This is a genomic window from Acrocarpospora corrugata, assembly GCF_009687845.1.
GTDB lineage: Bacteria > Actinomycetota > Actinomycetes > Streptosporangiales > Streptosporangiaceae > Acrocarpospora > Acrocarpospora corrugata.
On record NZ_BLAD01000067.1, the window covers coordinates 14,239 to 37,934 of the forward strand.

A 23,696-nucleotide genomic window follows, 5' to 3' on the forward strand; every position below is an offset into this window, starting at 1 on the left:
GGTGAGACCGGTATCGGGCGGATCACGGCCACTCGCTACTCTTCGAATCATGGCCTCGATCGAACGCCACAGCGCTGTCACTGAGATGCCCGACGAGCTCCGCGCAGACGTCCGCCTGCTGGGCGAACTGCTGGGTCAGGTGATCGCCGAACACGGCGGGCCCGACCTGCTGGCGGACGTGGAAAGGCTGCGCAAAGCGGTGATCGCCGCGCGCCGCCGGGAGACCACCGTGGATGAGGTGGCCGCGCTGGTGAACGCCTGGCCGGTGGAGCGCGCGGTGGAGATCGCCCGCGCCTTCACCTGCTACTTCCACCTGGCCAACCTGGCCGAGGAGCACTACCGGATCCGGATCCTGCGCCGCCGCGACAGCGACGACGTGCCGGTGCCCGAGTCGCTGGCCCAGGCCGTCCGGGAGCTCAAGGACGATCTCGGGGTGGAGGAGCTCAACCGGCTCATCGCCGGCCTGGAGTTCCGCCCGGTGCTCACCGCGCACCCGACCGAGGCCAGGCGGCGGGCCGTGGTCACCGCCATCCAGCGGGTCAGCGCCCAGCTGGACCTGTACAACACGCCGGGGCGGGGCGCGGCCGAGCGGGAGGAGGCGCACCGGCGGATGCTGGAGGAGATCGACCTGCTCTGGCGGACATCCCAGCTCAGAAGCACCAAACTTGACCCGCTCGACGAGGTCCGCACCGCGATGGCCGCCTTCGACGAGACGCTGTTCCGGGCCGTCCCGCACATCTACCGTTCGCTGGACGCCGCGCTCGAACCCGGCACCGGCACCCGCGCCCCCCGCTCCCGCGCCTACATCCGGTACGGCAGCTGGATCGGCGGCGACCGGGACGGCAACCCGAACGTCACCGCCAAGGTCACCAGGGAGGCCGTGCTCATCCACGCCGAGCACGTGCTGACCGCGCTGGAGACCGCCGCCACCCGGATCGCCCGCACGCTGACCGTCTCCGCCGCCTACACGCCCCCGTCCGACCAGATGCTGGCCGCGCTGGCCCAGGCCGAGGGCGACTTTCCCGACCTGGTCTCGGAGATGGCCACCCGGTCGCCGCAGGAGCCGCACCGGCAGTGGCTGCTGTTCACCGCCGCCAGGATCGCCGCCACCCGCCGCCGCGACCTGGACCTGGCGTACCTGTCGCCGGCCGATCTGCTGTCCGACCTGCGGCTGGCTCAGGACTCGCTGAGCGGGGGAGGCGCGGTCCGGCAGGCGTACGGGGAGGTGCAGAACCTGATCTGGCAGGTGGAGACCTTCGGCTTCCACCTGGCCGAGCTGGAGGTGCGGCAGCACTCGCAAGTGCACGCGGAGGCGCTGGCCGAACTGCGGGCGGGCGGCCGCCGCTCGGAGCGCACCGAGGAGGTGCTGGCCACCATCCGGACCATCGCCTGGATCCAGGAGCGGTTCGGGGTCAAGGCCTGCTCCCGCTATGTGGTGTCCTTCACCCGTTCGTCCGACGACGTGATCGCCGTCTACGAGCTGGCCAGGCACGCGCTCGGGGACCGGGCGCCGGTGCTGGACGTGGTGCCGCTGTTCGAGTCGGGCGCCGACCTCGACAATTCGGTGTCCGTGCTGGCCGGCATGGTGGAGTCCGAGCCGGTCCAGCGTCGGCTCGCCGCCAACGGCCGCAGGATCGAGGTCATGCTCGGCTACTCCGACTCGGCCAAGGAACTCGGCCCGGCCGCCGCCACGATGCGCCTCTACGACGCGCAGGCCGCGCTGGCCGCCTGGGCGACCGCCAGCGACGTGCGCCTCACGCTCTTCCACGGCCGCGGCGGCGCGCTCGGCCGGGGCGGCGGCCCCGCCAACCGGGCCGTGCTGGCGCAGGCCCCCGGCTCGGTGGCCGGCCGCTTCAAGGTCACCGAACAGGGCGAGGTCATCTTCGCCAGGTACGGCCACCAGGCCATCGCCCGCCGCCACATCGAGCAGGTCACCAACGCCGTCCTGCTGGCGTCGACCTCCACGGTCGAGTCCCGCACCGCAGAGGCCGCCGCCAAGTTCCGCGACCTGGCCGGTCAGGTCGCCTCGGCGTCCGAGCAGGCCTACCGTGGGCTGACCGAGGCGCCCGGCTTCCCCGAGTGGTTCGCGCTGGTCAGCCCGCTGGAGGAGATCGGCTCGCTGCGCCTCGGCTCGCGCCCGGCCCGGCGGGGACTGGGCGCGCCCAAGTCGCTGGACGACCTGCGGGCCATCCCGTGGGTGTTCGCCTGGGCGCAGACCCGGGTCAACCTGCCCGGCTGGTACGGCCTGGGCAGCGGCCTGTCCGCCGTGCTGGACGCGGGCGGCCGGGCGGAACTCCAGTCCGCGTACAAGGAGTGGCCGCTGTTCGCCTCGCTGCTGGACAACGTGGAGATGTCGCTGGCCAAGACCGACAAGGCCATCGCGTCCCGCTATCTGGCGCTGGGCGGGCGGGACGACTTCGCCAAGCAGGTGCTGGTCGAGTACGACCTGACCCGCAAGCTGGTGCTGGAGATCACCGGGCACTCCCGGCTGCTGGAGAGCCGCCGGGTGCTGTCCCGCGCGGTGCAGCTGCGCGACCCGTACGTGGACGCGCTCTCGCATCTGCAGTTGCGCGCCCTGTCGGCGCTGCGCTCGGAGGAGGCGCTGACCGAGGAGGAGCGGGACCGGCTGTCGACGCTGCTGCTGCTCAGCGTGAACGGGGTCGCCGCCGGGCTGCAGAACACCGGCTGACGGTTCAGAGGATGCGTTCGGGGCCCGCGTACACGTTGAAGCGCTCGTTCCGGAGGAAGCCGACCAAGGTCATGCCGAACTCCCTGGCCAGGTCCACGGCCAGGGAGGACGGCGCGGAGACGGCGCAGAGCAGTTCGAGGCCGGCGGCCAGGGCCTTCTGGCCGATCTCGTAGCTGGCCCGGCCGCTGACCAGGAGCAGCTGGCCGGTGAGCGGGAGACGGTCGTGCAGCAGGGCCCAGCCGACGAGTTTGTCGACCGCGTTGTGGCGGCCGACGTCCTCGCGGGACTGGATCAGGACGCCGTCGGGGGTGAAGAGTCCGGCCGCGTGCAGGCCGCCGGTACGGGCGAACACGCCCTGGGCGTCGTGCAGGGTGGCGGGCAGGCCGTACAGGATCTCGGGGTGGACTTTCACGGCGCTGGTGACAAGCGGGACACAGCGGTCCTTCAACGCGTCGAGGCTGGCGCTGCCACAGACGCCGCAGGCGCTCGAAGTCATGAAATGTCGTTCCAAATGGGGGACTTCGGGGAGGTGGGGGAGGCGGACGGAGACCGTGTTGTAGCGGGCCTCCGGCGGGACGTCGTCGTCGGTGCAGTAACCGATCGCCTGGATCTCGCCGGGCCGGACCAGGCCCTCGCCGTGCAGGAAGCCCGCCGCCAGCTCGAAGTCCGCCCCCGGGGTGCGCATGGTGATCGCGACCGTGCGGCTCACCCCGCCGGCCAGGACCCGGATCTCCAGCGGCTCCTCGGTCGCGAGATCATCCCGCCGATCTTTCGCGATATTTCCGGAAACCTGGCGGACGCGGTAGCGGGTCACCGGGCCTGGGCGGATCATGACGGGTCGAGCGTCGCGTAGGCGTTGTAGTCCGGGATGCGCGCGTCGGGGGAGCGGCGCGCCTTGTCCAGCAGCACGTTGCCCTCCGGCCAGTGGATCTGCAGGTTGCCCGGCATCAGCGGCGCCCGCAGCACATTCCCGGTGAAACTGCCGGTCGGGCTGGTCAGAGTGACCTCGGCGCCGTCGGCCAGGCCGAGCCGGTCCGCGTCGTACCCGCTGATCAGCACGGCCTGCCGGGTCGCGCCGTTGAAGCCGTCCCTGCGCTCGTGGACCATGCTGTTGAACTGCTTGCCGCGCCGGGTGGCGACCAGGAAGGAGCCGTCCGGGCGCTGGAGCTCCGGCAGGTCCACGGCGGCGAAGTGGCCGCGATGGTCCGGGGTCGGGAACAGGCCGTCGGCGCAGAGGTGCCGGCCGCCGTACTGCACGTTGTCCCCGAACTTGGACAGGCCCGCGATGCCCGCGTAGAAGGGCACAGAGCGCTCGATGTCCTCGCGGATCGCCGCCGTGCCGCCGGGGTAGCGGATCAGGTCGGCCAGGTCCGGGCGGGTCCGCGCGGCCAGTTCGGTGAAGATCTTCCACTCGGGCCAGGCTTCTCCGATTCGGCGGCCCTGGACCTCGGGGGAGTAGATGATCCGGCGTTCGGTGGAGGTCTCGGTCACGCCGCCGGCCATCTCGTAGCGGGTCTGGGCGGGCAGCAGCAGCACGTCGCCGGCGCCCGGGACCAGCATCTGGGAGGAGAGCACGATGTCGATGTGCACCCGCAGCCCCGGCCGGGACAGCGCCTCACGGCAGTAGCCGGGGTCGGGCAGGACCTCCAGGAAGTTGCCGCCGGAGGAGATCAGCACGTCCAGGTCGCCCGCGTGCGCGGCGTCGATCATGTCCGTGGCTGTCAAGCCCGGGGTTGTGGGAATCTCGAATCCCCACAACTCCTCGAATTTGGCCGCGTTCTCGGGGGTGACCGGGAGGCCGCCGGGCAGGCCGGTGGCGTACGCGCCCATCTCCGCGCCGCCCTGCACGCCGCTGTGGCCCCGGATCGGCATCAGGCCGCAGTTGTCCCGGCCGACGAAGCCCCTGGCCAGCGCCAGGTTGACGATGGCGCGGACGTTCTCCTCGCCGTACGCGTGCTGGGTGATCCCCATCGACCAGACCAGCACCGCCGACTTCGCCTCGCCGAGCAGCTTGGCCAGTTCGAACATGTCCTGCCGGGTGGCGCCCGACAGGGCTTCCAGCGATTCCCACGACTGCGCGGCGACCGAGTCCCTGACGGCGTCGAATCCGGCCGTGTGGGTGTCGATGAACGTCTTGTCCAGCCAGTCGTTCTCGGCCAGATGCTTGAGCACGCCGTTCAGGAAGCCGATGTCGCCGCCGATGTTCACCCCGAAGAAGTGATCGGTGATCTTCGTGCCGAACAGCGCGGACTCGGCGTTGGACGGCACCCAGTACCGCTCCATCCCCGGCTCGCGATAGGCGTTGAGCATCGCGATCTTCGTACCGGCCTTCTTCGCGTGGTACAGGTACTTCATCGCGACCGGCTGGTTGTTCGACGGGTTCGACCCGATGAACACGATCAGGTCGGACCCGATCCAGTCCTGGTAGGAGCAGGTCGTCGCCGCGGCCCCGATCGCCTGCTTGAGCGCCACCGTCGACGGCGAATGGCAGATCCGCGCCGCGTTGTCGATCGAGTTCACCCCGATCGCCCGCACCGCCTTCTGCGCCGCGAAGTAGTTCTCGTTGGGCACTCCCCGGCTGGTGAGATAGACCCCGACCTTCCCGCCCAGCCGCGCCGCGGCCAGATCCAGCGCCTCATCCCACCCGATCCGGGCGAACCCGGCCTCACCCTGCCGCCTGATCATCGGGTACGGCAGCCGCCCCAGCGCCCGAAGCTCCCCGCTCCGCTTCGGCAACGCGGACACGTCCCGCAGCAGCGCCACATCCAGCGCCGGCATCGTGTTCAGCTCCAGCAGCCGCAGCCGGATGTTGCACAGATGGATCTCGCCCATCGTCCAGTCGCGCATGCCCTTGGTCCCCAGCGCGCACCCGTCGCACGTCCCCTGGGTGAGGATCCGCCAGGCATACCGCCGGTTGCCCTTCACCGACCGGAACGCCTTCCAGAGCTCCAGATAGTTGTTGGGCTTCTGCTCGCCGATCCCGAATGGTTTCCAGCTCGCCCAGTTCTTCGGGTCCGGCCGCTTGCTCATCTTTGACTCCTCTACCAGCGCTTTCCACACCTTATGCCGGAACTTGACTACCTGTCGTAGTCGATCAACAGCAATCCGTAGTTATTCCAGGTCATTGCGGCAATCCGGTCACAGAGCGCCGCTCGGGAGGTGAAAATAGCCGGGTGCCAGACTCACCGTTCCTGGATCTTGACCGTCCGCCGTTGTCGCAGGCAGCGCTGCAGAGCGCGCTCGTGCGACCCGGCTCGCTCTGGTCGGCCGTCAAGGTCGTCGAGCGCACCGGCTCCACCAACGCCGACCTCGCCAACGCGGCCAGGGAGAACATCCGGGAAGGGGCGATCCTGGTGGCCGAGTCGCAGTTCGCCGGGCGCGGGCGGCTGGGCAGGAGCTGGACCGCTCCGCCCCGGTCGGGGCTGACCTTCTCGGTGCTGCTGCGGCCCGACGTCCCGACGGCCCGGCAGGGCTGGCTGCCGCTGCTGTTCGGGTTGGCCGCCGCGACCGGGGTGCGCGCGCACACCGGCGTGGACGTGCGGCTCAAGTGGCCCAACGACCTGCTGGTCGGGGAGCGCAAACTGGCCGGGGTGCTGGCCGAGCGGGTCGATTCCGCGGTCGTGGTGGGCATGGGGCTCAACGTGACGATGCGGCAGGAGGAACTGCCGGTGGACCGGGCCACCTCGCTGCTGCTGGCCGGCGCGCCTTCCCTGAACCGGGGGGAACTGCTGATCGCCGTGCTGCGCGAGCTGGAGGCGCGGTATCGGGAGTGGGTGGACGCCAACGGGGACGTGGAAGCCTGCGGGTCGCGGGCGGCGTACCTGGCGGGGAGCGCGACGGTGGGGCGGGAGGTGCGGGTGGAGTTGCCCGGGGAGCGGGTACTGATCGGGGAGGCGACCGGGATCGACCGAGCCGGCTACCTCGTCGTGCGGTCCGAAGGGACCGACCATAAGCTGAGCGTGGGGGATGTGGTGCATGTCCGGCCAGCCAATCCGTGACGACCGAGTGCCGGACAAAACACGACACGCGCCCGGTGAACGTGCCACGATTCGCTCCATGGGTCTGCCCGATCACCACCTTACGCAGGGGGAGCGAGTCGTCCACTCGTTCCACCCGCACTGGAAGCGGCTCATCGTGCCCTTCCTCGCGCTCCTTCTGGTCGTCGTCGCCTCCAGCGCCGCGATCTACTTCATCCCCGGCGATTTCGAGTACGCCTGGCTGGCCAGGATCACCGTCGCCGTGGTCGCCGTCGTCGCTCTCACGCTGTTCTCCTTCGTGCCGTACCTGCGCTGGAAGACCACGTCGTACACGCTGACGACGCACCGGTTCAACATCAGCACCGGCATCCTGAACAAGTCCGACGACGACATCCCGCTCGCCAAGGTCAACTCGGTCAGCTCCGACCAGACCCTGCTGGAGCGCCTGTTCGGCTGCGGCACCCTGAAGGTCGAGTCGGCCTCAGAACGCGGCGAGATCCTCTACCGGGACATCCCCAAGATCCAGACCGTCAGGACCGAGCTGTTCCGGCTGGTCGAGGACGCCTCGGACGGGAACATCGACGGCAAGTGACGCCCGACGGCAGCGCCCAGGACGCCCAGGACTTCGCCGGTCGGCCGACGGCGGCCGACATCCAGCGGCTGTTCCTCCCTCTGCCGCCGCGCTACACCCGGCACGAGATCGCCTCGGCCGCCGAGATCCCGCAGGAACTGGCCGAGCGGATCTGGCGGGCGCTCGGCTTCGCCACCCTGGCCGACGACGCGGTCGCCTTCACCGACGCCGACCTGCGGGCGCTGACGCGGATCAAGGCGATCCTGGACGCCGGGCTGCTGGACGAGATCACCCTGATCCGGATGACCCGGGCGCTCGGCCGGACCACCGCGCGGCTGGCCCAGTGGCAGGCCGAGATCATGATCGGCGCCATGCTGAATCCGCACGGCACCCCCACCGACGCCGACCTGGCCCGGGTGATGCGCGCCGCCCACCTGCTGCTGCCCGACTTCGAGCGCACCCTGGTGCACGTCTGGCGGGCCCAGCTGGCCGCCTCGGCCGGCCGCCAGCTGGCGCTGACCGAGGTCGGGGAGCACCGGACCACGCTGGCCGTCGGCTTCGCCGACCTGGTCGCCTTCACCCGGGTCTCCCGAGAACTGGACGAACCGGCCCTGGCCGACCTGGTCGAGGGCTTCGAGTCGCGCGCCTCCGACGTGGTCGCCCAGCACGGCGGCCGGCTGGTCAAGACGCTGGGCGACGAGGTCCTGTTCACCGCCACCGAACCGGAGTCGGCCGCCCGGATGACCCTCGACCTGGTGGACGCGCTCGGCCAGGGCGACCCGGGGGTCAGGATCGGCCTGGCCTACGGTCAGGTGCTGCCCGTGATGGGCGACGTCTTCGGCACCACCGTCAACCTGGCCGCCAGGCTGACCGCGATCGCCCGGCCGGGCAGCGTGGTCGCCGACAGCGCGCTGGCCGAGCACGTCACCGGCCTGCCGGGCATCGAGGTAGTCAAGATCCGCCGCCGCCCGGCCAGGGGGCTCGGGCTGATCCAGCCGTACGTGCTCCGGCGGGGGCCCGGCCCTGCTTGACGGCGGGGCCGCTCATGGAAATCCTGATCAAACACACGGAGGTGCGGAATGTCGTATGAAGTCCAGGGCGTGATCGCTAAGGGTAAGGGTGCGCCGGTCACCTTGGAGACGGTGCTGGTTCCCGACCCCGGCCCCGGCGAGGCGGTTGTCACGGTCCAGGCGTGCGGGGTCTGCCACACCGACCTGCACTACCGCGAAGGCGGCATCAGCGACGACTTCCCGTTCCTGCTCGGCCACGAGGCCGCCGGCGTGGTCGAGGCCGTCGGCGACGGCGTGACCGACCTGGCGCCCGGCGACTACGTGATCCTCAACTGGCGGGCCGTCTGCGGCGCCTGCCGGGCCTGCCTGCGCGGCCGGCCCTGGTACTGCTTCGCCACCCACAACGCCAAGCAGAAGATGACCCTGACCGACGGAACCGTGCTCAGCCCCGCGCTCGGCATCGGCGCCTTCCTGGAGAAGACGCTGGTCGCGGCCGGTCAGTGCACGAAGGTCGACCCGCGGGCCAAGCCGGCCGTGGCCGGTCTGCTCGGTTGCGGCGTGATGGCCGGGCTCGGCGCGGCGATCAACACCGGCGGGGTGACCCGGGGCGACTCGGTGGCCGTGATCGGCTGCGGCGGCGTGGGCAACGCGGCCATCCTCGGCTCCCAGCTGGCCGGGGCGGGCACGATCATCGCCGTCGACGTGGACGACCGCAAGCTCGAATGGGCCCGCGGCTTCGGCGCCACCCACACCGTGAACTCGCGCGAGAGCGACGCCGTCGAGGCGATCCGGGATCTCACCGGCGGCCACGGCGCCGACGTGGTGATCGAGGCGGTCGGCCGCCCGGAGACCTACGAGCAGGCGTTCTACGCCCGCGACCTGGCCGGGACCGTCGTCCTGGTCGGCGTGCCCACCCCCGAGATGCGCCTGGACCTGCCGCTCCTGGACGTGTTCGGCCGCGGCGGCTCCCTCAAGTCCTCCTGGTACGGCGACTGCCTGCCCAGCCGCGACTTCCCCATGCTGATCGACCTCTACCTGCAGGGCCGCCTCAACCTGGACGGCTTCGTGTCCGAGACCATCGGCCTGGGCGACGTCGAGGGGGCCTTCGCCAAGATGCACCGCGGCGAGGTGCTGCGCTCGGCGGTGATCCTGTGAGCGTCGACCGCCTGATCACCTCGGGCACCTTCGCGCTGGACGGCGGCAGCTGGCAGGTCGACAACAACGTCTGGCTGGTCGGCTCCGACGAGGAGGTCGTGGTCATCGACGCGGCCCACGACGCCGCGGCCATCCTGGCGGCGGCGGGCGGGCGGCGGATCACCGCGATCGTCTGCACGCACGCGCACAACGACCACATCAACGCCGCCGCCGAGGTCGCGGCCGCGGCCGGGGCGCCCATCCTGCTCCATCCGGCCGATCAGGTGCTCTGGGCGATGCAGTATGGGCCGGAGGTTCCGTACCTGCCGCTGAAGGACGGGCAGGTGATCGACGCCGGGGACGTGGCGCTCACCGTGCTGCACACGCCGGGGCACTCGCCCGGCGCGGTCTGCCTGCACGCGCGGGAGCTGGGCGTGGTCTTCAGCGGCGACACCCTGTTCCAGGGCGGGCCGGGGGCGACCGGGCGGTCGCACTCCTCGTTCGAGACGATCATCGAGTCGATCGAGGACCGGCTGCTCACGCTGCCGGGCGAGACGATCGTGCACACCGGGCACGGCGACTCCACCACCATCGGCGTGGAGGCCCCGCATCTGGCGGATTGGCTGGCCAGAGGGCACTAGCCTGTGTCGAGCCTCACATAGGCAAGCCTTACCAAAGTGGGTTATCTTAGGTGTGCCTAACCTACTTTGAGAGGCTTCCCCCGTCATGTATGTCTGCATTTGCCGCGCTGTAACCGATTCGGAGGTGCACGCGTGTATTGCCGCGGGCGCCACCAGCGCCAGGCAGGTGCGCGACACCACCGGTGCGGGAGGCGACTGCGGCTCTTGTGTCCGGAAGATCTGTGCAATCCTGAAACGGTCCGAAGACCTGATCACGACCGCGTAGATGCAAGGGGCCCGTCATGCAGGGCGACAGGGAGATCATCGCGCTGCTCAACGAGCAGCTGACCTCTGAACTCACCGCCATCAACCAGTACTTCCTGCACGCCAAGATGCAGGAGAACTGGGGTTTCACCAAGCTGGCGAGCTTCACCCGGGCCGAGTCCATCGACGAGATGAAGCACGCGGAGAAGCTCACCGACCGCATCCTCTTCCTGGAGGGGCTGCCGAACTACCAGAAACTGTTCACCCTGCACGTCGGCCAGACCGTGCGGGAACAGATCCAGGCCGACCTCGACCTGGAGCTGGGCGTGGTGCAGCGGCTTCGCCCCGGGATCGCGCTCATGCGCGAGCGCGGCGACATCGTCTCCGCCCTGCTCTTCGAGGAGATCCTCGAGGACGAGGAGCATCACATCGACTACCTGGAGACCGAACTCGGGCTGATGGACACGCTCGGCGACCAGCTGTACCTCCAGCGTTACGCCGAGCCGCCGTCCGCCTCCTGACCAGTTTCCGGTCGGCCCGTCGGGTGCGCCCGGCGGGCTTTCTTTTTTCCCCGGCGTACGTCCAGCGGAGCTTTCCCGACCCGCTACCCCCGCCGGGCGGGTTGAACTACCGCGATAAACCGACCTTTAAGAGTGTTTGCCCAGGTCAATTGATAAGTCAACGACGAGTCAAACCGCGCGCTGCTGCCGGGAAACGATCGCTTAAGGTCCTACGATCGCTTCATGACCTGCGTACTTCTCGCCGAGGATGACACCTCGATCTCCGAGCCGCTTGCGCGCGCCCTGCGCCGGGAGGGCTATCAGGTGGAGGTGAGTCCGGACGGCCCGCAGGCCCTGGAAAGGGCTCTTTCGGGGGGCGTCGACCTCATCGTTCTCGACCTTGGCCTGCCCGAGATGGATGGGCTGGAGGTCGCCCGCCGAATCAGGGCCGAAGGCCACGGCACGCCCGTGCTCATTCTCACCGCCCGTGTCGACGAGGTCGACACGGTGGTCGGCCTCGACGCCGGGGCCGACGACTACGTCACCAAACCGTTCCGGCTGGCCGAGCTGCTGGCCCGGGTCCGGGCCCTGCTCCGCCGTGGCACTTCGGAGACACCCGTGGTCCAGGGCGTTCGGATCGACGCCGACTCCCGCCGCGCCTGGATGGGGGAGAAGGAACTGCACCTGACCACCAAGGAGTTCGACCTGCTCCGGGTGCTCGTCCGGGACGCGGGGAAGGTGGTCACCCGCGAGCAGATCATGCGCGAAGTGTGGGACACCAACTGGTGGGGCTCCACCAAGACCCTGGACATGCACATCTCCTGGCTGCGCCGAAAGCTCGGAGACGACGCCGCCAAGCCCCGGTACATCACCACCGTGCGAGGAGTCGGCTTCCGCTTCGAACGCGAGTAAGGGGCCATGCGGAGGCGTTTGCTCTCCTCGATGCTGCTGGTGGCGGTCATCGCGGTTCTGCTGCTCGGTGTGCCCCTGGGCGTGGTCGTCGTACGGCTCATCAACGACGAGGCCGCCCAGGAGCTCAACGCCGAGGCGACCCGCGTGCTGATCAGCGTGGAGTACGCGATCAGTCAGGAGCAGCCGGTCGACCCCAAGCAGCTGGCGAGCAACTACCCCAACCGCTACATCCAGGTCGCGTTCCGCGGCATCGCGCCGATCGCCGTGGGCACCGAACCCCCGGCGAACCGCTCACTCACCGAGGACGCGCGCTCCGAGAACGGCGTGGTGCGGGTCACCCGGGACACCGCCCAGATCGATCACGAGATCCGGGCCCGGCTGCTGCTCACCATCGCGCTCGCGGTCGCCGCGCTCGGCGTGGCCATCGGGCTCGCCGTGGTGACCTCACGCCGGCTGTCGCTGCCCCTCCTGGACCTGGCGAAGATCGCGGAGCGACTGGGCTCCGGCGACGCCCGGCCCAGCAGGCACCGCTACGGCATCCCCGAACTCGACCGGGTCGCCGAGGTGCTGGACCGCAGCGCCATCCGGATCTCCGAACTCCTCGGCCGCGAGCGCGAGTTCGCCACCGACGCCTCACATCAGCTCAGGACCCCGCTGACCGGCCTCACCATGCGCCTGGAGGAGATCGTCGCCGCCGCCGCTGAGCCCGCCATCGTGCGGGAGGAGGGCGAGGCCGCCATCCTGCAGGCCGAACGCCTCACCGCCGTCATCGACGAACTGCTGGCCGCGGCCCGGCGGCAGCGCCACTCCCAGGCCGAGCCGATCGACATCGACGAGGTCCTGATCCAGCAGATCGGTGAGTGGGAGCCCGCGTTCCGGCGGTCGCAGCGCAGCATCGAACTGGTCGGCACCCGGGGCCTGCTCGCGCTGGCCACCACCGGCGGGCTCAGCCAGGTGGTCGCGACGCTGCTGGACAACTCGCTCCAGCACGGCGGCGGCGCGGTCCGGATATCCACCACCAGCTCGGACAAGTCCATCGTCATCGAAGTCTCCGACCAGGGGCCGGGCGTGCCGGAGAAGATCCGCAACCGGGTGTTCGAGCGGAACGTGACCGGCGGCCGGGGGACCGGGCTCGGCCTCACGCTGGCGCGGTCACTCGTGGTGGCCGACGGGGGACGGCTGGAACTGGTCAAACCGCGCCCGGCGACCTTCGCCGTCTTCCTCCGCCAGGTGGGCGAGAACGGCCGCCGTCACCGGGTGGTCAGCGGGCCCGCCTGATCGACGGCCTCGGCCGGCAGCTCCGGGGCCAGGAAGACCCAGCGTTTGTACGACCAGAAACGGAACAGGGTGCCCAGACCGGTGCCGATCAGCGTGGCGATGTTGTTGGCGATCAGGCTGTCCAGGCCGAGGGTGTAGCGGCTGAAGCTCAGGCAGAGCAGCTCGATCAGCAGGCCGACCCCGTTGAGGACGAAGAACAGCACGTACTCCCGGGCCAGGCCGCTCTGCTCGCGGTGGCGGAAGGTCCAGAAGCGGTTCCCGAAGTAGGCGAAGGTGGCGGCGATCACGGTCGCGATCACCTTCGCGGTCAGGGTGCCCTCCGACCCCCACATGGCCCAGAGAATGTTGACCACGCCAAAGTTGATCACGAAGGCCATGGCGCCCACGGTGCCGAACTTCAGCAGTTCGTGGACGAGTGCGGCGAACCGCTCGTATGCGCGACGGATGAGCTGCACGAGCCGTACGGTCCTTCCTGCTTGGGGGTTCGACCCAGGCTACCGGCCCTGGCTCGGCGCAGGCGTACTGTTCCACCCACACCCAGGTTCTTCCCAGGTCACCAAAGAACATTTCAATAAATTTCCGACTATAAGGTTAAAAGGCAGCGTTGAGGCATTACGCTCGCGCCGACATCGGGCGTTCGCATGGGTGAGGGGACTGCGGGGATCATGGGCCGCATGGGTCGGCGCCTTCGCGGGGGCAGCGTCCGCCGGGGAGCTTGCGTGCTCGGCCTGGTGGGGTTGGTGGCGTGTGGCGGGCAGTCCGTCGCCGGGCCTGTGCTGGAGGGAAGCGAGTCCCCGTCGCCGGTGCTGTCGCTGGACGTCGCCGAGGGCGCGTTGCAGGCGCTGCCGGAGCTGCGGGAAGCCTGGAAGACGTCGGACTGCGAGACGGTGCAGTCGCTGACCGCGGGTCCGGAGCGTGAACTCGGGACGACGGTCTGCTCGGCGAAGAAGCAGGGGCTGGGCGGGGTCGATTTCTCGGATTATTCGGATACCGAGGTGTTTCTGCCGGGCGAGGCGGATGACGGGGCCTGGTTCACGGCGCTCGCGCGCAAGCCCGATCCGGCTTACTTCGTGTTCGTGCACGAGGATGGTGTCTGGCAGTTGGAGCTGGGGCCGATTCCGCTGACCGGGAAGGTTCCGCCGCAGGACTCGGTTCCGGAGGGGGCGGCCGAGATGGTGGTCAAGTCCCGGTTGGTGCCGCAGCAGTATCTGAGTTATCTGACCGATCCGGCGGGTGTGAGCGGAATCACCTTCCCGGCTGGGGATCCGGTGCGGAGCGTGCTGGCGGAGTTGCTCCGTACTCCGCGAAAGGCCAGGCCCGACCGGGTTTCGGTGGATGTGCGGCTGGCGACGGATTCGTCCCGGGCGCTGCTGCTCGACGATGGTGGCGCGCTGGTCTTTCACGCGATCAAACTGGTCTTCACCCAGAAGCCCGGCGCCGGCCGCCATGCTCTTCGCCATCCCCGGTACGACACCGCCGAAGTGAAGGCGTTCACCGGCAAAGCCAAGTCGGGTCACCTGACCGGGAGCGAGATCCTCTTTCTGATCACGAAGGTCAGTAAGGCGGGCAAGATGTCCACTATCGGGCTTCGGCGGGAGCTCGCGCATATCACGGCGAGCTAAGCTAGCCCCTTGTGAACAGCCCTAACGTTGCTCCTGTGGTTGGCATGGTCGGTGCCGGGCAGCTCGCCCGGATGACCCAGCAGGCCGCCATCGCGCTCGGCATCGAGTTGCGGGTTCTGGCGAACTCGCCGGACGAGAGCGCGGCCCGGGTGATCACTCAGACGGTGCTCGGGGATTATCGGGACCTGGATGATCTGCGCGCGTTCGCGGCTGGGTGCGACGCTGTGACGTTTGATCATGAGCATGTGCCGGGTGAGCATATTCGGGCGTTGACTGAGGCGGGGGTCGTGGTGCATCCCGGGGCGGATGCGCTCATCTACGCCCAGGACAAGGCGGTTATGCGGGGGCGGCTTACCGATATCGGGGTGCCGTGTCCGGCGTGGGCTCCTGTCGACTCTTTGTCTGATGTTGAGGGGTTCGCCAAGGAGAATGGGTGGCCTGTCGTCCTGAAGGCCGTTCGCGGGGGCTACGACGGTCGTGGAGTGTGGGTGGTCGGATCCCCGGACGCCGCAGCCGAGGTCCTGAAAAATGGCGTTGAGCTGCTTGCTGAGGCTTTCGTCCCGTTCGAGCGGGAGTTGGCTGTGCTCGTCGCGCGGTCGCCGCACGGTCAGGGGGTCAGCTATCCGGTCGTGGAGACCGTTCAGGAGGACAGTATCTGCGTGGAGGTCATCGCGCCCGCCCCCGACCTGGACGCGGAGGACGCCGCCCAGGCGCAGAAGATCGCGCTGACCATCGCCAACGAGCTCGGCGTCACCGGCCTGCTCGCGGTCGAAATGTTCCAGACCAAGACCGGCCTGATGGTCAACGAACTGGCCATGCGCCCCCACAACAGCGGCCACTGGACCATCGAAGGCGCCAGAACCTCCCAGTTCGAACAGCACCTCCGCGCCGTGCTCAACCTGCCGCTCGGTTCCCCCACCATGACCGCGCCCGTCGTCGTCATGGCCAACCTGCTCGGCGGCCCGGATCCCGACATCTTCCGGCGGTACGAACACGTCCTCGCTCATGACCCGGGCATCAAGCTGCACTTCTACGGGAAGGAAGTCCGTCCGGGCCGGAAAATCGGCCACGTCACCGCACTCGGGACTGACCTCGCCGAAGTACGGGCGCGCGCCCAGCATGCGGTGACGTGCCTGCGGGGGCCGGTCTGAGCTGCGCTTTCTTTGAAGGGATCATGACATGACGCAAACCCAACCCGAGGCTGTACCGCAGGTCGGCATCGTGATGGGCAGCGATTCCGACTGGCCGGTCATGAAAGCCGCCGCGGAAGCGCTTGCCGAGTTCGGGGTCCCGTTCGAGGCTGATGTGGTCTCGGCTCATCGCATGCCGGCTGAAATGATCGAATATGGTCGGCACGCTGATTCCCGAGGCCTGAAGGTGATCATTGCCGGTGCCGGGGGTGCAGCTCATTTGCCCGGCATGCTGGCCTCCGTGACGCCTCTTCCGGTCATTGGCGTTCCCGTTCCGCTGAAATATCTGGACGGAATGGACTCACTGTTGTCCATCGTGCAGATGCCCGCCGGCGTTCCCGTAGCCACGGTGGCCATTGGCGGTGCCAGGAACGCCGGTCTCCTCGCCGTCCGCATCCTCGCGGCCAGCGACTCCGCCCTGCAGGGGCGCATGGTCACCTTCCAGATCGGGCTTCGGGAGCAAGCCCATGCGAAGGGCGCGAAACTGCGGGCGGAGGTGTCCGAGCTTCAGCCGTAGGCCGTACCGGAAAAGGGGGTTATGGGCGGCCGAGGGCGCGGTAGTTCCAGCCTGCGGCGCGCCAGACTTCGGCGTCCAGGGCGTTGCGGCCGTCGACGATGTTGCGGGTGTTGACGACCGCGCCGACGGCCTCTGGGTCGAGGTCGACGAACTCCTGCCATTCGGTCAGGAGGAGGACCACGTCGGCGTCGTTGGTCGCGTCGAGGACCGAATCGGCGGTGCCGAGGTCCGGGTGGGCCTTGCGGACGTTGTTCAGGGCGACCGGGTCGTACACGGTGACCGCGCCGCCCTGCTGACCGATCGTCAGCGCCACGTCCAGGGCGGGGGAGTCCCGGATGTCGTCCGAATTCGGCTTGAAAGCCGCGCCGAGCACGCCTACGATCCGCCGCCGGAATGAGCCGCCGACCAGGTCACGGGCCAGATCGACCATCCGGGCCCGACGCCGCATGTTGATCGCGTCCACTTCGCGCAGGAACGAGAGCGCCTGATCAGCGCCCAGCTCGCCAGCCCGCGCCATGAACGCCCGGATGTCCTTGGGCAGGCACCCGCCGCCGAAACCCAGCCCCGGGTTGAGGAACCGCCCGCCGATCCGCTCGTCGAAGGACAGCGCGAGCGAGAGCTGTTTCACATCGGCGTGCGCCGCCTCGCAGACCTCCGCCATGGCGTTGATGAACGAGATCTTGGTCGCCAGGAACGCGTTCGCGGCCGACTTGACCAGCTCGGCGGTCGGGAAATCGGCGACCACGGTCGGCACCTCGCCCAGCGGCGCGTACACATCGCGGAGAATCTTCTCCGCCCGGTCCGACGCCACCCCGAACACGAGCCGATCCGGCTTCAAGGTGTCCTGAACCGCGAACCCCTCACGCAGGAACTCCGGATTCCAGGCCAGCTCGGCCTGCGGCCCCGCCAGATGCATGAGCTTGTCGGACAGACGCTGAGCCGTACCGACCGGAACCGTCGACTTCCCCACGACCAGGCATTCCCGCTTCAGATGCGGGGCCAGCGACTCGATGACGGCGTCCAGATAGGACACGTCCGCCGCGTACTCGCCCTTCTTCTGCGGCGTCCCCACGCAGATGAAATGTACATCCCCGAACTCACCCACCTCCTGATAGGACGTGGTGAACCGCAACCGCCCGTTCGCGAGGTTCCGCCGCAGCATCTCCTCCAGCTCCGGCTCATGAATGGGCAGCTCGCCGCGCTGCAGACTCGCGATCTTCTCTGGATCGACGTCCAGCCCGAGCACCTCGAACCCGAGCTCGGCCATACACGCCGCGTGCGTGGCCCCCAGATATCCAGTCCCCAACACCGTCAGACGGTACGGCACGGCCACGCTCCCTCCATTTGCCCACCTTTTGCGTGCCGGAATGTTATCCCAGGCTAGGCGACCCTTCTCCCTGCCCCCGGCGCGAGCCCGGCGACCCCCAACAGACGGCAAAGCCGCTCTCTGACGTCGGGGCGCCGCCCTTCCGCGTAGCGCGGCCCCCTGCCGATCCGATACTTGGACGTCCTAGAATCTCGTTATGAGCGTTCCTCTGTACTCGCCCAGCGAAGAGCACGAGATGCTGCGGGAAGCCGTCCGCGCCCTCGCCGACGAAAAGGTCGCCCCGCGTGCCGCCTTCGCCGACGAGAACGAGGAGTTCCCCGCCGACGTCTACAAGGATCTGGTCGCGGCCGACTTCCACGCCGTCCACATCCCCGAGGAATACGGCGGCGCCGGAGCCGACGCCCTCGCCACGGTCATCGTGATCGAGGAGATCGCCCGCGCCTGCGCGTCCTCCTCCCTGATCCCCGCCGTCAACAAACTCGGCACTGTCCCGCTCCTCCTGTCCGGCTCCGAAGAACTCAAAGCCCAATACCTCACCCCCGTCGCCCGCGGCGACGGCATGTTCTCCTACGCCCTCTCCGAAGCCGAGGCCGGCTCCGACGCCGCCGCCATGAAAACCAGGGCCGTAGCCGACGGCGACGACTACATCCTCAACGGCACCAAATCCTGGATCACCAACGCCGGAATCTCCGAGTACTACACAGTCATGGCCGTCACTGACCCCTCCGCCGGCCCCCGGGGCATCTCCGCCTTCGTCGTCGAGAAATCCGACGAGGGCGTCTCCTTCGGCCCCAAGGAAAAGAAACTCGGCATCAAGGGATCCCCCACCCGCCAGGTCATCCTGGAAAACGTCCGAATCCCCGCCAGCCGCATGATCGGCGCCCCCGGCACCGGCTTCAAAACGGCCCTGGCCACCTTGGACCACACCCGAATCACCATCGCCGCCCAGGCCCTCGGCATCGCCCAAGGCGCCCTCGACTACGCGATCGGCTACGTCAAACAACGCAAACAGTTCGGCCGCCCGATCGCCGACTTCCAGGGCCTCCAATTCATGATCGCCGACATGGCCATGAAACTCGAAGCCGCCCGCCAACTCACCTACGCGGCCGCCACCAAATCCGAACTCGCCATGCACGGCACCCCGGTCAAGGACCTCACGTTCTTCTCCAGCGCCGCCAAATGCGCGGCCAGCGACGCCGCCATGGACATCACCACCGACGCCGTCCAACTCCTCGGCGGCTACGGCTACACCCGCGACTACCCGGTAGAACGCATGATGCGCGACGCCAAAATCACCCAGATCTACGAGGGCACCAACCAGATCCAGCGCATGGTCATGGCCCGCCAACTCCTGAAGTAGCCCCTGAGGCAGGGCCCCGGCGTTCCCGTCCTGGGAACCCCGCCATCTCATGTGGCATGCCGGACGTGGAGATGAACCTCGATCATCTGCGATCGGGTGACGGCTCGATGGACGAGGCCCGCCGCGGCTTGGCCGAGGCGTTCGACCCCTCCTGATCGCCGGTCCACTCGGCGGTCTGCGGGAACGGGGCGCGGCGCGCCCGCCAGAGTGCGAGGCCGAGCCAGACGCCGCCCACCGCGATCAGTGCGCCGTGCGCCATGCGCAGCGCGGGCGTGCCGAAGAACTGCGGTAGGAACAGGACGAAGCCGGCCGCGAGCGGGACCGAGCTCCAGCGCGGAAGCGCGCCCGACCTCCAGACCGCCACCGCCGCCATGACCGCGCCGACGGCGAGCAGCACGAGCCCGGCCCCGAACATGGTGATCGCGGCCGGGCCGTACCGGAACTGGTCGGCCAGTTGCAGCAGCGAGGCGTCCCGGTCGCGCACGGCGCGCCCGGCGATGACGTTCAGGCCGAACATCTCGGCGCCGTAATAGGGCAGCGTGAGCCCCACGCCGATCCAGGCTGTGATGGCGGCGCGCAGCGCGAGGCGTTGGCCGAGCACGAGGTACAGGCCCAGCAGGCCCAGCGTCAGCAGGATGAACCCGGCCACGGCGAACAGGTGGGCGGCCATCCAGGCGGACGAGGCCATCGCCTGCGCCCCGGCCGCCGACGTTTCGTCCGAGTAGGGCCGGACCACCGGATACAGCAGGAACAGGATTCCGGCCCCGACGAGGGACAGGGCGGTCGGGCGTGCGGGGGGAACGGCGGTCATGTCAGGCCTCCCATAATGGCGAATCATCGCTCTGTTTCGAGAGCAATGCTCTCTCTTAGGAGCGATGATGTCAATATGGACGGCTGCTTCCGAGAAGTTGTCGCAAGCGGAAGGAGGCCAGGTGTCCATCGTCAATGAAGTCGATGAAATGGCGGCGCGCCGTACTAGAGAGAGCAACCTGCGACGTCGAGACTTGGCCTGCTAGAAATCACGCGCGGCTGGAACACGCGGTCGTTGATGGCCTTCCGGGCGCGGTCGTGGGAGCCGGGCATCATGTGGGCGTACACACGGAGGACAGCCGGTCCACGATCGCCGACCGGCTGGCCTGGGACCATCGCCGCATGCGTGGGGAGCACACTGCCTGACCTGCAGGATTATCGGCCACAGGTGTGGAATTCAGGCACTTTCAAGAAATCGGACATATCGGCCAAATCTTCTCGATGGGCGTATCGCGTGCTGCACACAGCCATCCCTTGAGCGCAGCATATGCCGCACGATCACAGGCGCGCGGCACGCCCGGCAGTTCTCGGCCGAGCTAGGCCAAGAGGCGGGCCGTGAGGGTTGCGGCGCCTGGGCCGGATAGTTGGGGTAGGGCGGTGAGGCGTCCGCAGCACACCAGGAGGAGTGCGGACATCGGAGCTTGGACCTCCAGGCCGTCGCCGGTGGACCAGGATGTGTCGGTTGCGACGAGGCGGAATCCGGCCAGCTTTCGGGCCGAGGGCAGCGGGGGCGGCCAGCGCATCGACAGCAGTCGGGTGGCCGCGACGGACGCGGCGTCGGCCGGCATGTCGAGATGGCGGCCGAGGGGGATGGCGATGTCCTGGCTGTGGACGAGGATGTCGGAGAGTGTTTCCAGGTAGGTGACGCCGAAGTTGTGTCGGCGCGAGCCGATCGTGTCGCGGATCTGGGCGATGATCTGTTCGGTGGTCAGCGCGGCGGCGCGCTGGCGGGCGGCGTGTTGGATCGTCCGGTCCATGCTGCCGCGCCACTTGAAGATCATTCCCATCGCGCCACCGGGACCGACCTGCTGGAGGGTCAGGTGGGCCGCGACGTCCCGTACGGTCCAGCCCGCGCACAACGACGGCTGCCGCCACTCGTCGGCGGAGAGGTCTTCGAGCAGGCCGGTCACGTTCGTCCGCTGTACGTCGATCGCCTTCCAGATGTGGTCGCGGTCGAGGACGAGTGAATTGCTGGTCATGACGGCACCTCCGTGGCTCGCGGGCGGATGACGCTGGCGACCAGCGTCGCGATCTGCGGATAGGGGTCGAACGCGGGGTCCGGAATGGCCAGTTCGTGCAGGACGATCCCGGTCCAGTGGTTCATGATGATCGGCCCGTCGCGTTCGGGATCGGTGGAGCCGGCGAAGCGCAGCCAGTTCAGCACCCAGGTGTTGACCCGAGCGCCGGTGGCGAGGAGCTGTGGCCGCAGCGACGGGTGGATGCCGGCCTCGATCAGGATCGCGTACCGAGCCAGGGTGAGTGTCCGGTTTGGGCCGGTGGCCTCCTGGGCGAACACGGCCAGCGCCTGGGCCAGTTCCTGGGGCGTGCGCGGGTACGTCTTCGCCGCGAGTTCCTCCCAGTTGGCCCGCTCTCGCGCGGAGAACCGCTCCACCACCGCATCGAGCAGGGCATCCCGCGTGGGGAAGTGGTTGGAGGCGGAGCCGGCCGGTAGTCCGGCGGCGGTGTCCACAGCCCGATGGGTGAGCGCGTGGATACCGCGCTCACCCAGGACGGATATCGAGGTGTCGAGCAGGACCTCGCGTCGGGTCGCCATGCTGCGATACTACGATAGTAGTCAGAAAGACTACAATAGTTGTTATGGCTTGAGGTGTCGGTGGAGGAAGTCGGCGGACGTCTGAGCGGCCTGCGTGACGTACGGTTCCACGTCGTAGAGGTCGATGTGCTGGGTGGCGTCCAGCCAGAGGATCTCCTTCTCGCCGGGCGCGCGCTCGTGCAGTTCCCGAGCCAGTTCCGGGGAGCAGTACGCGTCGGTTCTGCCGTGGACGATCAATAGCGGGGTGGCGCCCAGGAGCTCCGCCGCGCCGAGTGCGTCGAAGGTCATCAGCGAGTGGAGTGATCCTCTGGTGACTTCGTTGCGCCAGTGCGGCGAGGCGGACCGTGCGGTGCCGTAATAGGCGTACGGCTCGTCGCCTGGCATGGCGGCATCGCCGATGCCGGGCGTCACCGCGGGCAGGTACTCGTTGTACCGGTCGAGGAAGCTGGCGAGCGCGGACCGGTAGGAGTCGACGTCCTTCGCCATGTGCGCCGGGCTGTTGTACGCGCCCGCGATGCCTGCCACCGCCTTAACGCGGGGATCCCCGGCGGCAGCCCGTACCGCGTAGCCGCCGCCGAGGCAGACGCCGACCACGCCGACTCTGGCCGGATCCACCTCCGGCCGGTTGGCCAGCGCCCCGACCGCGGCCCTCAGATCGGCCAGTTTGCCCTGGCTGTCCTCGTGCTGGCGGCGCCCGCCGCTTTCCCCGAAACCCCGGTGGTCGAAGGCGAGGGTGACGAATCCGGACTGGGCGAGCAACTCGGCGTACGTGCCGACGACCTGCTCTTTCACCCCCGTGAACGGCCCGGTGAGCACCACGGCGGGGTGCGGACCGTCCCCATCCGGGACCCGAAGTTCGCCCACCAGCGTGATGCCTTCGCTCTCGAAGACGATGCGTGTCATGAAATATCCCCAGAAACCGTTAGTTCGGTGGCGACGGCGTCCGCGCCCAGGCTGACCAGCCAGCCCAGGGGCGCGTCGGGCAGGAAGCGGGTCATGGCGCTCTCCAGCTCCTGCTTCCGCGCGTCACTCAGCTCCGCCGCACCCGCGGCCAGCCGCCCGACCGCCTCGCGATACATCAGCAGGTACTGCCGCTGCCGGGTGAGCAGCCCGACATCACCGGACGCGCCGTGCCCCGGATACAACCGCATCCCGGCCAGCTCGCCCACCAGGCGATCGAGCACATCCAGCCACGCGCCCGAATGACCATCCGCGGTGTAGGAATGTACGCCGTCGAAGGCGATGTCCCCGATAAAGGCGACCCGCTCCCCGCCGGCTTCGACGAGCAGATAAGAGTCGGCGTGACTCTCGGCGGGCCCGAGATCGTGCACCTGAATCCGCAGCCCGGCGACGTCCACGACGCCACCACCGTCCAGCTGGCGATCCGGCACCCGGAACCGATCCGGCCATTCCGCGCCGTACGTCGGCTGCCACTGTTCCCGCTTGGCGACCGCGGTCTGCTCGATCGTCTTGGCGACCGCCGTCGTCGCGTACACCGGCACGTCATCGCCGACCACGTACGGCAGCCCGTTGAAGTGGTCCGGATGCGGATGCGTCACAAACGCCGCCACCAGCGGCGCGCGCAACGCCGCGACCCGGGCGGCCAACGCCTTCGCGTCCGACACCAGCAGCCCGGCGTCAACTAGCACCACGCCGTCCGCCGTTTCCAGCAGATAACTGTTTACGAAGATCCCGGGCTCTGCCGCGGTGTACGTGTGGACCTTAAGCTCTGTCATGAACCGGACATTAGGAGCCCTGATCTTGATCCGGCCAGAAGGCACTTCGAAGTGCCCTTCCGTACGGGGGAACCCATGGCACTGGTGATACCCGACGTCATGGAAGAAAGCTGTGCGACCCGGCAGGCGCTGGAGCGGCTGGCCGCCAAATGGCGCGTCCTGCTCATCTACGGACTGCTCGCCGGCCCGCAACGCCACGCCGACCTACGCCGAAGGCTGCCCGGCATCACACAAAAGGTCCTGACCGAGACCCTGCGCGGCATGGAAGACGACGGCCTGGTCGAACGCCGAGTCCTCAAGGACACCGCTCCCCAGCATGTCGAATACGCCCTTACTCCCCTCGGCAAAACGTTGCAGGAACCGCTCTCAGCGATCTGCGCGTGGGCGGTGGAACACGCTTAGCCC

At 68.8% G+C, this 23,696-nt stretch carries 24 protein-coding genes; 15 read left to right on the top strand and 9 right to left on the bottom strand.

The window, feature by feature from the left end:
- The first annotated feature begins 49 nt into the window (after nucleotides 1-49).
- Nucleotides 50-2,689: a phosphoenolpyruvate carboxylase gene (locus Acor_RS26430; protein WP_155339454.1), complete on the top strand. Its 2,640-nt coding sequence runs from the start codon at nucleotides 50-52 to the stop codon at nucleotides 2,687-2,689.
- A gap of 4 nt (nucleotides 2,690-2,693) precedes the next feature.
- Here the strand turns inward: Acor_RS26430 and fdhD are convergent, their stop codons facing one another.
- Both fdhD and Acor_RS26440 read right to left on the bottom strand, forming a co-directional pair.
- Nucleotides 2,694-3,521, bottom strand: coding sequence for a formate dehydrogenase accessory sulfurtransferase FdhD (gene fdhD, locus Acor_RS26435; RefSeq protein WP_155339455.1), 828 nt, complete (start codon nucleotides 3,519-3,521; stop codon nucleotides 2,694-2,696).
- The gene (locus tag Acor_RS26440; protein WP_155339456.1) at nucleotides 3,518-5,719 is read right to left on the bottom strand and encodes an FdhF/YdeP family oxidoreductase; all 2,202 of its coding nucleotides are present in this window, start codon (nucleotides 5,717-5,719) and stop codon (nucleotides 3,518-3,520) included. Before Acor_RS26440 ends, fdhD begins: the two co-directional genes overlap by 4 nt.
- Before the next feature lie 143 nt (nucleotides 5,720-5,862).
- On the opposite strand from Acor_RS26440, the gene Acor_RS26445 reads away from it, so the two are divergent.
- From Acor_RS26445 to Acor_RS26485, 9 genes are all read left to right on the top strand, one after another.
- Nucleotides 5,863-6,687, top strand: coding sequence for a biotin--[acetyl-CoA-carboxylase] ligase (locus Acor_RS26445; protein WP_155339457.1), 825 nt, complete (start codon nucleotides 5,863-5,865; stop codon nucleotides 6,685-6,687).
- Nucleotides 6,688-6,745: 58 nt separating this feature from the next.
- Nucleotides 6,746-7,258, top strand: a complete 513-nt coding sequence (locus tag Acor_RS26450; RefSeq protein WP_155339458.1) for a PH domain-containing protein — start codon at nucleotides 6,746-6,748, stop codon at nucleotides 7,256-7,258.
- Complete coding sequence (locus Acor_RS26455; RefSeq protein WP_155339459.1) at nucleotides 7,255-8,268, top strand: adenylate/guanylate cyclase domain-containing protein; 1,014 nt, start codon at nucleotides 7,255-7,257, stop codon at nucleotides 8,266-8,268. The genes Acor_RS26450 and Acor_RS26455 overlap by 4 nt, the downstream gene beginning before the upstream one ends.
- A gap of 48 nt (nucleotides 8,269-8,316) precedes the next feature.
- Nucleotides 8,317-9,402: an S-(hydroxymethyl)mycothiol dehydrogenase gene (locus Acor_RS26460; protein ID WP_155339460.1), complete on the top strand. Its 1,086-nt coding sequence runs from the start codon at nucleotides 8,317-8,319 to the stop codon at nucleotides 9,400-9,402.
- Nucleotides 9,399-10,022, top strand: coding sequence for an MBL fold metallo-hydrolase (locus Acor_RS26465; RefSeq protein ID WP_155339461.1), 624 nt, complete (start codon nucleotides 9,399-9,401; stop codon nucleotides 10,020-10,022). Before Acor_RS26460 ends, Acor_RS26465 begins: the two co-directional genes overlap by 4 nt.
- A gap of 85 nt (nucleotides 10,023-10,107) precedes the next feature.
- Nucleotides 10,108-10,287, top strand: coding sequence for a (2Fe-2S)-binding protein (locus Acor_RS26470; RefSeq protein ID WP_155339462.1), 180 nt, complete (start codon nucleotides 10,108-10,110; stop codon nucleotides 10,285-10,287).
- Nucleotides 10,288-10,303: 16 nt separating this feature from the next.
- The gene (gene bfr, locus Acor_RS26475; RefSeq protein WP_155339463.1) at nucleotides 10,304-10,786 is read left to right on the top strand and encodes a bacterioferritin; all 483 of its coding nucleotides are present in this window, start codon (nucleotides 10,304-10,306) and stop codon (nucleotides 10,784-10,786) included.
- Nucleotides 10,787-11,008: 222 nt separating this feature from the next.
- Nucleotides 11,009-11,677: a response regulator transcription factor gene (locus Acor_RS26480; RefSeq protein WP_155339464.1), complete on the top strand. Its 669-nt coding sequence runs from the start codon at nucleotides 11,009-11,011 to the stop codon at nucleotides 11,675-11,677.
- 6 nt (nucleotides 11,678-11,683) lie between these two features.
- Nucleotides 11,684-12,955 carry an ATP-binding protein gene (locus Acor_RS26485; protein WP_155339465.1) on the top strand — a complete coding sequence of 424 codons (1,272 nt, stop codon included), beginning with the start codon at nucleotides 11,684-11,686 and terminating at the stop codon, nucleotides 12,953-12,955.
- On the opposite strand, the gene Acor_RS26490 is transcribed toward Acor_RS26485, so the two are convergent.
- On the bottom strand, nucleotides 12,928-13,410 hold the full coding sequence (locus tag Acor_RS26490; RefSeq protein ID WP_155339466.1) for a GtrA family protein: 483 nt from the start codon (nucleotides 13,408-13,410) through the stop codon (nucleotides 12,928-12,930). The two genes, Acor_RS26485 and Acor_RS26490, sit on opposite strands and share 28 nt — an antisense overlap.
- Before the next feature lie 219 nt (nucleotides 13,411-13,629).
- Here Acor_RS26490 and Acor_RS26495 point away from each other — a divergent pair, with 219 nt between their 5' ends.
- The 3 genes from Acor_RS26495 to purE are packed head-to-tail and all read left to right on the top strand — an operon-like array spanning nucleotide 13,630 to nucleotide 16,284.
- Nucleotides 13,630-14,577, top strand: coding sequence for a hypothetical protein (locus tag Acor_RS26495; protein ID WP_155339467.1), 948 nt, complete (start codon nucleotides 13,630-13,632; stop codon nucleotides 14,575-14,577).
- Between the two features lie 35 nt (nucleotides 14,578-14,612).
- Complete coding sequence (locus Acor_RS26500; protein ID WP_281353262.1) at nucleotides 14,613-15,728, top strand: 5-(carboxyamino)imidazole ribonucleotide synthase; 1,116 nt, start codon at nucleotides 14,613-14,615, stop codon at nucleotides 15,726-15,728.
- A 28-nt stretch (nucleotides 15,729-15,756) separates the two neighbouring features.
- On the top strand, nucleotides 15,757-16,284 hold the full coding sequence (gene purE / locus Acor_RS26505) for a 5-(carboxyamino)imidazole ribonucleotide mutase (RefSeq protein WP_155339469.1): 528 nt from the start codon (nucleotides 15,757-15,759) through the stop codon (nucleotides 16,282-16,284).
- A gap of 19 nt (nucleotides 16,285-16,303) precedes the next feature.
- Here the strand turns inward: purE and Acor_RS26510 are convergent, their stop codons facing one another.
- Nucleotides 16,304-17,611, bottom strand: coding sequence for a UDP-glucose dehydrogenase family protein (locus Acor_RS26510; protein ID WP_155339470.1), 1,308 nt, complete (start codon nucleotides 17,609-17,611; stop codon nucleotides 16,304-16,306).
- 196 nt (nucleotides 17,612-17,807) lie between these two features.
- Between Acor_RS26510 and Acor_RS26515 the strand changes: the two genes are divergently transcribed.
- Entirely contained in the window at nucleotides 17,808-18,971 is a 1,164-nt protein-coding gene (locus Acor_RS26515) for an acyl-CoA dehydrogenase family protein (RefSeq protein WP_155339471.1), read from the top strand.
- Between the two features lie 82 nt (nucleotides 18,972-19,053).
- On the opposite strand, the gene Acor_RS26520 is transcribed toward Acor_RS26515, so the two are convergent.
- From Acor_RS26520 to Acor_RS26540, 5 genes are all read right to left on the bottom strand, one after another.
- Nucleotides 19,054-19,782 carry a hypothetical protein gene (locus tag Acor_RS26520; RefSeq protein ID WP_155339472.1) on the bottom strand — a complete coding sequence of 243 codons (729 nt, stop codon included), beginning with the start codon at nucleotides 19,780-19,782 and terminating at the stop codon, nucleotides 19,054-19,056.
- Nucleotides 19,783-20,317: 535 nt separating this feature from the next.
- Entirely contained in the window at nucleotides 20,318-20,980 is a 663-nt protein-coding gene (locus Acor_RS26525; protein WP_155339473.1) for a maleylpyruvate isomerase family mycothiol-dependent enzyme, read from the bottom strand.
- A complete protein-coding gene (locus Acor_RS26530; protein WP_155339474.1) occupies nucleotides 20,977-21,555 on the bottom strand; it encodes a TetR/AcrR family transcriptional regulator in 579 nt (192 codons plus the stop codon). The genes Acor_RS26525 and Acor_RS26530 overlap by 4 nt, the downstream gene beginning before the upstream one ends.
- A 42-nt stretch (nucleotides 21,556-21,597) precedes the next feature.
- Nucleotides 21,598-22,458 (bottom strand): alpha/beta hydrolase, encoded by an 861-nt coding sequence (locus tag Acor_RS26535; protein WP_155339475.1) that lies wholly within the window; start codon nucleotides 22,456-22,458, stop codon nucleotides 21,598-21,600.
- A complete protein-coding gene (locus Acor_RS26540) occupies nucleotides 22,455-23,291 on the bottom strand; it encodes an MBL fold metallo-hydrolase (RefSeq protein ID WP_155339476.1) in 837 nt (278 codons plus the stop codon). The genes Acor_RS26535 and Acor_RS26540 overlap by 4 nt, the downstream gene beginning before the upstream one ends.
- 75 nt (nucleotides 23,292-23,366) lie before the next feature.
- Between Acor_RS26540 and Acor_RS26545 the strand changes: the two genes are divergently transcribed.
- Nucleotides 23,367-23,693, top strand: a complete 327-nt coding sequence (locus Acor_RS26545) for a winged helix-turn-helix transcriptional regulator (RefSeq protein ID WP_155339477.1) — start codon at nucleotides 23,367-23,369, stop codon at nucleotides 23,691-23,693.
- Nucleotides 23,694-23,696: the final 3 nt, after the last annotated feature.